The organism is Thermopolyspora sp. NPDC052614 (assembly GCF_040678635.1).
In the GTDB taxonomy this organism is placed as follows: domain Bacteria; phylum Actinomycetota; class Actinomycetes; order Streptosporangiales; family Streptosporangiaceae; genus Thermopolyspora.
On record NZ_JBFATZ010000005.1, the window covers coordinates 105,691 to 118,549 of the forward strand.

11 protein-coding genes are annotated in these 12,859 nt (G+C 70.2%); 3 read left to right on the forward strand and 8 right to left on the reverse strand.

Translation table 11 applies throughout. The annotated features are described in order from the left end of the window. Positions 1-40: 40 nt before the first annotated feature. The 8 genes from AB0K60_RS12630 to AB0K60_RS12665 form a co-directional block, all read right to left on the reverse strand. Entirely contained in the window at positions 41-1,213 is a 1,173-nt protein-coding gene (locus AB0K60_RS12630; protein ID WP_364052377.1) for a serine hydrolase domain-containing protein, read from the reverse strand. A gap of 53 nt (positions 1,214-1,266) precedes the next feature. After that, positions 1,267-2,352, reverse strand: coding sequence for an ABC transporter permease (locus tag AB0K60_RS12635; RefSeq protein ID WP_364052380.1), 1,086 nt, complete (start codon positions 2,350-2,352; stop codon positions 1,267-1,269). Continuing rightward, on the reverse strand, positions 2,349-3,872 hold the full coding sequence (locus AB0K60_RS12640) for a sugar ABC transporter ATP-binding protein (RefSeq protein ID WP_364052383.1): 1,524 nt from the start codon (positions 3,870-3,872) through the stop codon (positions 2,349-2,351). Before AB0K60_RS12640 ends, AB0K60_RS12635 begins: the two co-directional genes overlap by 4 nt. Then, entirely contained in the window at positions 3,869-5,098 is a 1,230-nt protein-coding gene (locus tag AB0K60_RS12645) for a substrate-binding domain-containing protein (protein WP_364052386.1), read from the reverse strand. Before AB0K60_RS12645 ends, AB0K60_RS12640 begins: the two co-directional genes overlap by 4 nt. Before the next feature lie 358 nt (positions 5,099-5,456). Then, a complete protein-coding gene (locus tag AB0K60_RS12650; RefSeq protein ID WP_364052389.1) occupies positions 5,457-6,914 on the reverse strand; it encodes an amidohydrolase family protein in 1,458 nt (485 codons plus the stop codon). After that, a complete protein-coding gene (locus AB0K60_RS12655) occupies positions 6,911-7,792 on the reverse strand; it encodes an NmrA family NAD(P)-binding protein (RefSeq protein ID WP_364052392.1) in 882 nt (293 codons plus the stop codon). Before AB0K60_RS12655 ends, AB0K60_RS12650 begins: the two co-directional genes overlap by 4 nt. Further along, positions 7,789-9,138, reverse strand: a complete 1,350-nt coding sequence (locus AB0K60_RS12660) for an amidohydrolase family protein (RefSeq protein WP_364052395.1) — start codon at positions 9,136-9,138, stop codon at positions 7,789-7,791. The genes AB0K60_RS12655 and AB0K60_RS12660 overlap by 4 nt, the downstream gene beginning before the upstream one ends. A 129-nt stretch (positions 9,139-9,267) precedes the next feature. After that, positions 9,268-9,885, reverse strand: a complete 618-nt coding sequence (locus AB0K60_RS12665) for a TetR/AcrR family transcriptional regulator (RefSeq protein ID WP_364052398.1) — start codon at positions 9,883-9,885, stop codon at positions 9,268-9,270. Between the two features lie 260 nt (positions 9,886-10,145). Here AB0K60_RS12665 and AB0K60_RS12670 point away from each other — a divergent pair, with 260 nt between their 5' ends. The 3 genes from AB0K60_RS12670 to AB0K60_RS12680 are packed head-to-tail and all read left to right on the forward strand — an operon-like array spanning position 10,146 to position 12,859. After that, the gene (locus AB0K60_RS12670; protein WP_364052401.1) at positions 10,146-10,916 is read left to right on the forward strand and encodes an SDR family oxidoreductase; all 771 of its coding nucleotides are present in this window, start codon (positions 10,146-10,148) and stop codon (positions 10,914-10,916) included. 52 nt (positions 10,917-10,968) lie between these two features. After that, positions 10,969-12,369 (forward strand): AMP-binding protein, encoded by a 1,401-nt coding sequence (locus AB0K60_RS12675; RefSeq protein ID WP_364052404.1) that lies wholly within the window; start codon positions 10,969-10,971, stop codon positions 12,367-12,369. Then, entirely contained in the window at positions 12,320-12,859 is a 540-nt protein-coding gene (locus AB0K60_RS12680; protein WP_364052407.1) for a hypothetical protein, read from the forward strand. The genes AB0K60_RS12675 and AB0K60_RS12680 overlap by 50 nt, the downstream gene beginning before the upstream one ends.

A 12,859-nucleotide genomic window follows, 5' to 3' on the forward strand; every position in this document is an offset into this window, starting at 1 on the left:
AGTGCCATGTCAAGAGCCACGACGAACCCGACGGCCACAGTCAGTCCGCGGTCACGAGGTGCCGGTAGACGGCGCGCTCGAACCGCTCGTACTGCGCGACGACGCGCGGCTCGACGAACGGCAGGGACTGCGTCATGTACACGGCGGCGATGCCGTTGGCCGGGTCCAGCCAGTGGTGGGTGTTGAGGATCCCGCCCCAGGACAGCGAGCCGGCGGCACGCATGCCGGGAATGGCGTGCTCGTTGCGCAGGAACCCGGCGGTCCAGGTCTTCGGCGTACCCGGGAAGAAGTCGATGTCGGCGGACCACGGCTGGTCGCTCGATTCCAGGGGGCGCACGGTGACACCGTCCGGCATCTGGTTGAGCGTCATCAGGTCGATCGCCCGCTCGCTCAGGACGCGCCGCCCGTCGAGTTCGCCCCGGTTGAGCAGCATCCGCAGGAAGCGGATGTAGTCGGCGGCCGTGCTGTACAGGCAGATGCCGAGGCCGTAGAACTCGGGACGCGGCGGCGGGGCCACCTCGATGGTCGTGAAGCCGCCGTCGGACGTCCGCTGCCGCAGCCGCGGGATCCGGTCGCGGTGCTCGTCCGGTTCGAAGACGGTGTCCACCATGCCGAGCGGCTCGAACAGCTCCTCGCGGCAGAAGCGGTCGATGGTGCGGCCGTCGATGCGCTGAATCATCAGCCCCACCCAGTCGACGCCGACGCCGTAGGCGAACTCCGCGCCCGGATCGAAGACCATGGGATATCCGAACAGGTGCTCCAGGGTGCCCTGGGCGGCGGGCGGAGGGGTGGCCTCCCTGAAGGCCGTCATGCGCTCGTCCAGTCCCTCGTACGCCAGCCCGGAGGTGTGGGTGAGCAGATGTCGCAGCGTGCAGGTCGTCCGCGGCGCGCGCAGCACCGGGCCGTCCGGCCCGAGCGACTCCAGGACGCGGACCCGCTCGAACTCCGGGAGCACCGACGCGACCGGCGTCTCCATCGACAGCAGGCCGCGGTCGATCAGGATCATGGCCGCGGCGGCGGCGATCCCCTTCGTCTGGGAGTAGATCCGGAACACGGCGTCCGGCGCGACCGGCGAGGATTCCGCGGCCTGACCGGCGCACCCCTGCCAGAGCACGCCGTCGCGGTCCGCCACCATCGCCACGACGAAGGGGAGGTCCTGCCGCTCGACGGCCTCGGAGAGCAGCGCGTCGAGCACGGTGGTGGTTGTTGACATGGCTTTCTCCTGGTGTGATCCCGTACGGCTGATCGGCGTGACGTTCGGCGGCGTCAACTCCTCGGCCCGGCGTACTCGTCCCGCGCCTCGCGCCGCGTCGCGTCCGGCCCTCGGGACTCGCCCGGATCGGGGTCGCCAGGCCCGGCCGTGGGCTCGGCCCGGCGGCGCGGGCGCAACCGGCCGAGGAGGGATCGGCGGCGCTCCTGGGCCGAGATGGCGACGCCGACGGCGATGATCAGCGCGGCCCCGTTGAACAGTTCCGCGACCCAGTACTGGCCGCCGGCCAGTTGCAGGCCCTTGACGCCGGTCGCCAGCACGTAGAGGGCGACGATGGTGCCCCAGATGTTGAAGCGGCCGGGCTTGATCTGCGTGGATCCGAGGTAGACCGCGGCGAACAGCGGCAGCAGGTAGGCCGGGCCGGAGTTGGGCGCGGCCGTGCCGATGGTGGAGACGAGCATCAGGCCCGCGAGGCTGCCGAGGACGCCGGAGATGACCAGGCCGGCGACCGTCATCCGGCCCGTGTTCGTCCCGGCCAGGCGGGCGGCGTCGGCGCCCGCCCCCGTGGCGATCATGCGGCGTCCGAGCGGGGTGTGCTCCAGGAGGTACCAGGTCAGGAGCGCGACGACGATCAGCGCGAGGAACGGGATCGGGATCCCGAGCAGCGACCCCTTGGTGAGCTCGGTGAACGAGGGGGGCAGCGGGGTGATGAACTGCCCTTCGGTGATCCGGTCGTCGAAGGCCATCAGGATCGAGCTCATGCCGAGCGTGGCGACGACGCTGGGGATGCGGAAGCGGACGATGAGCAGGCCGTTGACGAGACCGACGGCCAGGCCCATCCCGAGCACGATCGCGATCGCCGACGCCGGGGAGAGTCCGGCCTGGACCGTCAGGGCCGCCGCGACGGTCGAGCTGAGGCCGACGACGTTGGCGATCGACAGGTCGAAGGCGCCGGCCGACAGCGCGCAGACCAGGCCGAGCGCGGCCACACCCGTGATCGCCTGGTTGCTCGCGACGCTCTGCAGGGTGGTGCCGGTCGGGAAGGTGTTCGGCAGCCAGAGGGAGTGCACGAGGACGAAGAACGCGAAGACGTACAGACCGCTGTAGCGCGCGAGTCCCAGGCGTCCGACCAGCCGGTTCATTGGTGCTCCTCCTTGGTCGTGACGCGTTCGATGCTGTGCTCGAGGATCGCCTCGGACGTGAGGCGCGGGCCGGTGAGCGAGGTCGCGGCGACGCCGTCGCGCATCACGATCACCCGGTCGCAGATCGCCGCGAGTTCGTCGTTGTCCGTCGAGGCGACCAGGACGCCCGCGCCGTCGTTGGCGGCGTCGCGGATCGCCCGGTAGATCCCGACCTTCGCCTCGATGTCGACGCCCTGGGTGGGTTCGTCCATCAGGAAGACCTTGGCCTGGCAGCGCAGCCACCGGGTGAGCAGCGCGCGCTGCTGGTTGCCTCCGCTGAGGGTGGCCAGCCGCCGTTCGGGGTCGTCCGGCACGACGCCGAGCCGCCCGAGCCAGCCGCCGACCTCGCGGCGCTCGGCGCGGATGCTCAGCCAGCGCCCCCGCCCGGAGCGGATCGCCGGCAGCGTGACGTTCTCCCTGACCGTCAGCCCGGGGATCGACCCGGCGCCCTTGCGGTCGGCGGGCAGCAGCGCCAGACCGTGGGCGACCGAGTCCCGCGGGCTGCCGGGGCGGATTTCCGTGCCGAGGATCCGTACGGTGCCGCCGTCGCGGGTCCGGGTGCCGAAGATCAGGTCGGTGACCGCCTCGCGGCCCGACCCCGTCAGCCCCGCGACGCCGACGATCTCGCGCTCCCGCACCTGCAGCGACAACGTCCGTACGGAGGCGCCGCGAACGCCCTCGACCGTCAGCAGCGCGTTGTCGAGGGGCTGGGGGATCTCGGGATAGACGTCGCCGAGCGGCCGCCCGATGATCATCGCGACCAGGCCGTCGTGGTCCATGCCCGCGACCGGGCGAGTGCCGGTGACCCTGCCGTCGCGCAGGACGGTGACGGTGTCCGCCAGCCGGAACACCTCGCTCAGCCGATGGGTGACGTAGATGATCGAGGTGCCGCGATCCCGGAGCCGGCGTACCAGGCGGACCACGTGCTCGACCTCGTGGGGCGGCAACGCGGCGCTCGGCTCGTCGAGCACCAGCGTGCCGCTGCTCTCGACCCCGTCACGAACCGCGCGGACGATCGCGACCATCGTGCGGTCGGCCTGGCCCAGCGTCCGCAGCGGCGCCGTCGCGTCGACCTTCACCTCCCATTCGTCCAGGAGGGCCTGCGCCGCGGCGGCCTCCCGGCGATCGGAGATCCACCTGGCCGACCGGTACCGCCCGCCCAGCGCGAGGTTGTCGGTGACGCTCAGGTCCGGGATCAGCGCCAGGTCCTGGTGGATGAAACGGATCCCGGCGGCATGCGCGGCCGCGGCGGACCCCAGGGCCAGCGGGCGGCCGTCGTACCATGCCGCGGCCCCCGGGTCGGGCTGGTGATAACCCGCGAGGATCTTGATCAGGGTCGATTTTCCCGACCCGTTCTGGCCGAGCAACGCGTGCACCTCACCGGGCGCCACCGTCAACGAGACGTCGGCCAGCGCCCGCTGGCCGGTGAAGGTCTTGCTCAGACCCCGTACGGCCAGCCGGGACGTCCGCGTCCGGGTCATGAGACGTTCCACGCCTTCTTGAAGCTCGCCTCGTAGCCCGGGATGCTGTACGGAACCGTCAGGTCCGACGGCAGGTTGTCCTTGGTGATCGCACGCACGAGCCCGAGCGGGTAGGTGTCGCCGATCGGCGCGCCGGACAACACCCGGGCCAGCTTGTCGACCGCCCGCCAGCCGGACTCGTAGAGCTCGCCGGTGAACGCCACGGCCATGCCGCCGTTCTTGACGTCCTCCAGGTTCGCGGGCGTCGCCGCGCGGGTGGTCACCTTGACCTGGTCGGAGAGGCCGGCGGCCTTGATCGCGGCCGGCACGCCCGTGGCGAGGTCGCCGAGCCCGAACGCCGCGTACTTCACGTCGGGATTCGACTGCAGGTAGCTGACCACCTGCTGGGCCAGTGCGGGGCCGATCTGCGCGGCGCTCACCTTCAGGTCCACCACGTCGCACGCCGGGCAGTTCTTCTTCACCGCGTCCCGGTAGCCGGGCAGGGCGCTCGCCAGCGCCGGAATCGACGGATCGTGGATGAAGACCGACGTGACCGGCGCGCCCGCGTCCTGGACCACCCAGTGGCCGACGGCCTCGCCCTGACGCCGCACGTCGTCGGTGGAGGCGATCACGGCCTTGAGGTACCCGCCCACCGGGCTCGGGGACGTGGACGAGATGACGGGCACGCCCGCCGTGGCCATCTGGCTCTCCACCGCCGAGTACGGCAGGACCGGCCCGGCGTTGATGACCCCGTCGCCCGGGTTCTGGGCGACCTGGTCCCACGCGTTCTTGTAGCCGATCGGCGTCGCGTTGTTCTGGACGATGCGGACGCTCCACCCGAGCGTCTTCGCCGCCTCCTCGACGCCGCGGCCCACCTCGGTGCAGACCGCGACCGGGCAGGTCATGTAACTGATGGTCTTGCCCTTCGGGATCGCCTTGCCGATCGCGGGCACGCTGATCTCGCCCGGCTCGGCGATGATCGCGTCGAGATCCTTCTTGGCCTGCGCGACGTTGATGCCCGCGCCGGACGCGCTCGCGCCGTCGCCGACCGCGCCGGAGGGGCTGCCGCAGGCGGCCGCGGCCAGGGCGGCGGTGGCGAGCACCGCTCCCAGCAGGGTGGGACGGACGACGTTCTTGGCCCTTGTGACCTTGCCCGGCTTCGTGAGTTCGCCGCTCTCCACGAGCATGCGGCCCGTGGGCGCCTTGGCGGTCGGGAGGTTCCGTACCAGGACTTGAACCGGCTTCATGATGTTGCTCATTTCTGCACTCAAGGGTGCATTTACACTCAGATGCAGATTTTGATGTCAGCCGTGTTACGTGTCAAGGGTCACAGCGGTTGCGGCATCGGTTGTGATTTCGGCCTGGTAAAAGCCGCCGCTCGGCGCGACCAGGCGCGTCGTCTTCGCCCCGGGCACGCCACAAACAACCCGGGCATGTAACAACAACCCGGGCACGTCACATGCGACCCGGGCACGCCACAACAAAGCGTCGCCGCCGGATCAACGCGAGATCCGGCGGCGACGCGCTCACATCAAGCGGTCGGCCGTACCGACGCGCCGTACGCCAGGCACGCCGTCGATGCGCGCGGCGGCCGCCCCCTCCTCCTCAGATGACCGCGACTTCGCCGACGCTCGCGACCCCACCGTGATTGGGGTTGGCCGCCACCTCGGGTCGCGGCGGCTTCCACCCGCCGCGGCTCTCGACGACGGCCTCGATGCGGCTCGCCGACTCCTGCAGCAGGCGCGTGGCCCGCTCGCTGAGCACGGGATCCAGCGTCCCCTGACGCTTCACCACCCGCCCGCCGACCATGACCGTCGCGATGTCCGCCACCGTCACCTGAAGCACGATGGCGGCGACCGGGTCGATGACCGGCCGCAGCCGTGGCGTCCGCGTGTCGATCAGAACCAGGTCCGCGGCCTTGCCGACCTCCAGCGAGCCGCAGACGTCGCCGAGGCCCAGCCCGCGCGCCCCGCCCAGCGTCTGGTAATGCAGCACGTCCTCGGTCCGCAGCGAGATCTCGCCGCGATCGCCCGCCTCGGCCTCGCCGAGGACCGGGTGGACGGCGTTGGCCCGGGAGGTCTGCAGGGCGAGCCTCATCGACGTCAGGCTGTCGGGCGAGTTGTTCGCCTGGATGTCCGCGCCGAGCCCCACGTTGAGACCGGCGCGATCGGCCTGAGCCACGATGTTGGGCCCCATGCCCATGGCCAGCTCGGTCTCCGGCGTCGCCGACACCGACGCACCGCAGTCGGCCAGCAGCTGGAAGTCCCGGGCCGTGCTCGTGTTGCAGTGCGCGTGGAGCTGGTGCTCCCACAGGATCCCCTGCTCGTGCCAGACCTCGATGTCCGAGCGCGCGCCGGGCCGCCAGCGGGTGTTGGTGTGCGGATGCACCAGCCCGCCGGTCTCCCTGCCGACCAGGAACTCGTTCTTGATCTGCTCGTACGAGGCGCGGAACATCTCGGTCGGGGACACTCCGAACGTCACCCGGCCGTCCCGCGTCGGGAAGTAGGTCGAGGCGATGCGGCGCGCGTCCGCGAACCGTTCCTCGATGGAGGCGAACGCCGGGGTCCGCGGCGACGGCGACCAGAAGCCGTAGCACCACACGGCCCGGCCCCCGGCGTCGATGATGCCCTGCACGCCGGCGTCCGCGTGCTCGGGGGTGTTGACGCAGTGCGAGAAGTCGACGGTGCAGGTCACGCCCGCGTCGAGCTGGGCGACCGCGCCCCCGTACGTGCCCGCGTACACGTCCTCCGCCGTGTAGGCGAGCATGTGGTTCATGCGGATGCACCAGAAGTAGTCGTCGAGCAGCCAGTCGCCGGTCAGCGCGCGCATGTTCGACTGCCACAGCGTGGTGTGGGTGTCGACGAACCCGGGGATCACCCAGTGCTCCCGCGCGTCGATCACCTCGTCGACCGGCTCGGTGACCTCCGGCGCCAGACGGATGATCTTTCCGTCCTCGATCAGTACGTCGACGCGTCGCAGGTCGCGGAGCCTCGGGTCGCCGACGAGCACGAGCCCTCCGGCGACGAGGATCCTTCGTGACGCGGAACCGTTCGATGCGCTCATACGGTGACTCCCGGCGTGATCGAGTCGCGGAGGTCGCGCACGACGACATCGGCAAACGTGGTGGGGGTGCGTCCGAGGAGGGCCGTCGCCGTGCGGGCCGACCCCAGCAGGCCGTGGGCGCCGTACTCGCGGCACATCAACGCGTACTCCGCACGCTGCCGCTCCCCCCACCAGGGCGGGAGTGGCAGCGTGTCGGGCTCGACCTGCACGACCTCGCGGTCCTCGCCGAGGAGGCGGTTCAACGTGGCGGTCATCTGCCGCAGGCTCTGGATTTCGGCCCCCACGATCTCGTAGCCGCCGTACACGTGCGCGTCGTCGAGCAGCACCTCGGCCACGCACGCCGCCACGTCGCGCACGTCCACCACGGCGAACAGCGCGTCCGGGTCGTACGGCACGTTCATCCGCCCCTCGGACGACCGCCCGCGCACGCGCAGGACGGTCTGGGCGTACATCGCGGGCTGCAGGATCGTCCAGCGCAAACGCGACGCGCGGACCTCGACCTCCGCCTGCGCCTTGCGCGCGTGGTGCGGCATCGCGGGGGTGAACGGGTGCAGCACCGACTGGTAGACGAACCGGACGACCCCGGCGGCCTCGGCCGCGCGCAGGGCCGCGGCGACCCAGCGGGGCTCGGCCTCCTGGTAGGACGGCGCGACGAAGAAGACGGCGTCCACGCCGTCCATGGCCGCCGCCAGGGAGGCGTCGTCGTCGTAGTCGGCGACGGCCACGCTCTCCGCGCCGAGGCTCAGCGCCGCCGCCCGGCGCTCGTCACGGTGCACCAGGGCGCGTACCGTGAAGCCGCGTTCCGCCAGGACGGACACCACGGTGTCGCCCGTGATGCCGCCCACGCCGCACACCAACGTCCTCGCGGGGATCGTCATACGGAGACCTCCTTCATCCGCCCGGAAACGGCGGAGGCGATGCGCGCGTGCGCCGCGTCGAGCTCGTTCATCGCGCGTACGGCGGCGTCGCCCGTCAGCGCGCCGTTCTTCTTGCGGAACTCGCCGCCGACCAGGACGGCGTCGATGTCGGCCACTCCCATGTGCATGACGATGCTCACCATGGGATCGACGAGCGGCGCCAGCCGCGGCGACGCCGGCCGGATCACGACGAGGTCGGCCGCCTTGCCGACCTCGATGGATCCGCAGACGTCGCCCAGGCCCAGCGCCCGCGCCCCGCCCAGGGTCGCGAAGTGCAGCATCTCCTCGGTGCGCAGCGTGATGCGGCTGATCCCGGACGTGCCTCTGGTGACGGCCGCGGCCTGCTGATAGCGCATGCGTTCGCTCTGCATGCCCAGGCGCATCGTGGCGAACATGTCGGGCGAGGACACGGCCTGCGAGCCCGTGCCGAGGGCCGTGTTCACTCCGGCGTCGTCGGCTTGATGGAGCGCCGTGTACCCCAGGCCGCCGCCCAGTTCGATGTCCGGCGTCGAGACCACGGAGCAGCCGAGCCGCGCGAACTCGCCGAACACGCTCGCCGGGGTCGCGGAGCAGAAGGCGTGCACGTGCCGTGCGGACACAAGTCCCGCCTTCAGCCACGTCTCGCTGTCGGCCGGGCCTTCGCCCCGGCGCCGCGCGTCCGTGTGCGTGAGGATCGCCGCGTCGGTCTCCGCGCCCAGCGCGATCTGCGCCGCGAACCGCTCCGGGTCGTCATCCGCGTACGGGACGACGCCGAAGGACAGCAGCGGGTACCCGTCGATCAGGCTCTTCAGCCGTCGCGCGTCGTCCAGACGCTGCTCGGGACCGGCTTCGGACCCGGCGGAGTCGAACCCATAGCCCCATACGCCGCGAATCCCCGCGTCGTGGAGTCCGTGCACCGCCGCGCGGCCGTGCTCGACGGTCGCCACCGCGTCGCAGTGATCGAACGTGCAGGTGATGCCGGCGTCCAGCATGGCGATGGCACCGCCGTAGGCGCCGGCGTACACGTCGGCCGGCGCGACCGCGTGGGCCACGAGGTCGCGCACGACGGCCTCCGACTCCTCATGCGGCAGGTCCGCCAGGCGTCCCCGCAGGACCGCCTGCCACACGTGCTGGTGCGCGTCGACGAACCCGGGAATGATCCAGCACCCGGAGTAGTCGACGACCTCCGCGTGACCGGCGTCGAGCCCCGCGCCGATCTCGGAGATGACACCGCCGGCGATCCGGATGTCGACGGCTTCGATCTTCCTGTCTCGTGGATCTCCGAGGAGCGCGCGAGCTCCCCGCAACACGACCTCAACTGGTGACACGTCGAGCCTCTCCAGCCCCGCGAAGCGAAGGCATCCGCCGACCGGGACATACTTACACTGGAATGTAAATACTGCTATCACGCCCGTCCGCGGCGCGTCAACACCCCATCGGCGACGAGAAGCCGCAGGTCACAGGGAGTTGATCCCGGCGAGGAAGACGTCGAGAAGCTGCGTGAAGGCCTCGTTCAGGTCGAAGGGTGGCACGTCCTCCGGCCCTTCGCACCAGTCGTAGAGCAGGCCGAAGTAGCTGCTGTACAGCACCGTCCCCATGTGCGAGGCGTTGACGGCGGCGGGAATCTCACCGCGCGCCACCGCGTCGCCGATGAACCCGCGAAGCACGTCGACAAGCTCATGCGGATCGGTGTCGAAGGGCCCGCCGGACTCCCGCCACCCCTTCGACATGCAGATCGTCAGGGACCGCTGCTGGAGATTGATGTCGGCCAGTTCGGCGAAGTAGTGCCGCAGCACGACCTCAAGCCGCGGATCGGCCATCAGAACCGGCGACAGAGCGGCGAGCACCTGCCGCCGCCGACGGCTCCCCCACTCGTTGATGAAGTCCCGCTTGCGCGGAAAGTGGTTGAACGCCGTCTTTCGAGCGACGTCAGCCCGCTCGGCGATCTCGTCCACCGAGGTGGCGGCGTACCCTTTCTCCAGGAACAGCTCACAGGCCGCCTCATATAGCCTGTCGTGCACCTGGTGCCAGCGCCGCTGACGCCGTTCCGGCGCAACCGCTTCCTGCGCGGTCATCTCGCATCGGCTCCTCTCCGCCGGGTGAACTCGACCCCAAAATATACCAGAGTGTAATTTGTCGGCCCGCCAACTGCGATGAAGAGCGTCCGAAAATATTGAAGGTGCATGCACCTTCACGTATTCTCGTCCGTGCTGCTCGGTTCACCACTGAGTAGCCGAGCCTCCCCGTCCTTCGACGGCGCGACGCCGTCCTCCGCCGCTTCGCACGCCCCCAGCACCTGACAGGACCGTTCCACCCTCAACCTCGAAGGGTCGCCGTGGATATATCGCACCTCTTCTCGCTCCAGGGCCGCACCGCGCTCATCACCGGAGGATCCCGGGGCATCGGACGCATGATCGCGGAGGGATTCCTCGCCCAGGGCGTACGGGTGTACATCTCGGCCCGCAAGGCCGCCGCCTGCGACGAGACGGCGGCGGTCCTGTCGAAGCTCGGCACCTGCGTGTCGTTGCCGGCCGACGTGTCCACGCTGGACGGCATCAACGACCTAGTCGCCCGCTACCGCGAGCACGAGTCCTCGCTGGACATCCTCGTCAACAACGCCGGCGCGGCCTGGGCGGCGCCCTTCGACGAGTTCCCGGAGTCGGGGTGGGACAAGGTCATGGACCTGAACGTCAAGAGCGTCTTCTTCCTGACCCAGGCGTTGAAGCCGGATCTGATGGCCGCGGCGGAGGATCACCTGGCCAAGGTCATCAATGTCGCCTCCATCGACGGGTTGTCGATGCACCCGTACGAGACGTACTCGTACCACGCCAGCAAGGCCGCCGTTATCCACCTGACCAAGCGGATGGCGCGACGGTTGATCGGCGATCGGATCGCCGTCACGGGGATCGCGCCGGGCGCCTTCCCCTCGGCGATGAACAAGGACGCCCGGGACGCCCCGGACTCGATCCTTCAGTACATCCCGGCGGGGCGGATCGGCGAGCCCGAGGACATGGCGGGCGTCGCGATCTACCTGGCCTCCAGGGCCGGTGACTACGTCGTCGGATCGACCATCCCCGTCGACGGCGGCGTCCTGCTGGCCCGCTGACGACCTTGAATACGGGCCGGCCCCTATGAAAGTGAGGAGAGCGGTGGCGGCAATGGGCGGGAACGCAGGCACGGCGCGGACTCCCGGACGCCCGAGGTGGACGGGTCCCGGACGCGATGACGGCGATGCCGGCCACGACGACTACGACGACTACGACGATGACGCCTACGTCGATGTCGTGCACCGGACGTGGCGGCATGCCGCGACGCGACCCGACGCCGTCGCCATCCGGCACGCCGGGGACGTGTGGAGTTATGACGACCTTGTCCGCGCTTCGTCGCGGCACGCGCGCCGGTTCGTCGCGGGCGGGCTCGCGCCGGGCGATCGGGTGCTGCTCGTCGCGCCGACCTCCGTGGGCTTCGTGCAGGCGTACCTGGGGATCCTCGCGGCCGGGGCCGTCGCCGTCACGGTCAATCCGATGTGCACCGCGCGTGAACTGCAGTACTTCGCCGAGGACTCCGGGTGCCGGTTGGTCATCGGCTGGCACGAGAACGCGCGGATCGCCGCGGACGTCGCCGGCCGCCTCGACCTGCCCTTCGTCGAGTTGCACGACATCGCGCCCGGGGCGGACGACGAGGTGTTCGAGCCCGTCGAGAGGGCGCCGGACGATCCCGCGGTCCTGCTCTACACCTCCGGCACCACCGGTCGCCCGAAGGGCGCGATCATCACGTTCGGCAACATCTTCGCGTCCACGTGGGCGCTGTGCCGTACGTTCGACACCACCGCCGACGACCGGATCGGGACGGCCCTTCCGCTCTTCCACGTGTACGGGCAGGTGGCGGTGCTCGCCTGCGCGCTCGACGCGGGCGCGAGCGTGTCCCTGCTGCGGCCGTTCAGCGGGGAGGGGGCGCTGCGCATGGCCGAGCGGGACGGCCTGACGGTGTTGTGCGACGTTCCCACGATGTGGGTGGAGATGCTGGAATCCGCCCGTACCTTGGACCCGCTTCCCAATATCACCTCACTGCGGCTCGCGGCGTCCGGAGGGGCGGCGCTGCCCGTCGAGATCAACCGCGCGTTCGCCGCGATGTTCGGCGCCGGAGTGGCCGACGGGTACGGCCTGAGCGAGACCACGGCGACGGCGACCTGCCATCGCCCCGGCCGCGAGCCGCGCGAGGGCAGCGTGGGGCAGGCGGTTCCCGGGGTGGAGATCAGCGTCGTCGACGAGCTGGGCCGCGTCCTGCCGCCGGGCGAGATCGGTGAGATCACCGTCGCCGGCAAGAACGTCATGGCGGGATATCGGGGCCGTCCGGAGGCCACCGCCGAGGCCTTCTCCCAAGGGCGCCACTCCGGTGCCGCAGACCGACACCTTGCTCGGCCTCTACAGCGACGAGAACTCCCGAATCGAGGCCGCCAAGCGGCTCGGCGACTGGTTCATCGCCGATTCCGAGGGCCGTGGAAAGGCCGTGGTCATCAACATCACGACGTACGCGACGCTCACCCTGTTCACCGATAATTTCGCCGATCACGTGGCCAAGACGTGCCCTTCCTGCACGACGGAGACGATCCCGGTCACGATCTCGGACGCCTTGAACGGCAAGCTGACGACGAACGTGATCTCCAAGCTTCGCGCGGACCGATCGATCAAGTACGCGGTCTTCGACAACTCCGGCGAGATCAACGGATTCGACGCCGCGCTGAAGGCCGCGGGACTCACCGACGTCAAGGTGATCGGACACAGCATCGACCCCGTGACGGTGAAGAGCATCGAGTCCGGGCAGGCCAAGGCGTTCGTCGCCTACGACTTCAGGTACGCCGGGCTGGACTCGATCGACGCCGCCGTACGCCACTCGGTCGGCGACGAGACGAGCAACCCGAAGTCCTCCACCCCCATCCAGCTGATCACCAAGGACAACCTCGGCGAGCTGCCCGCCGACGCCCTCTTCAGGCGTCCCGACGACGCGCTGGAGCAGTTCAAGAAGCTCTGGCTCGTCGCGGGATCCTGA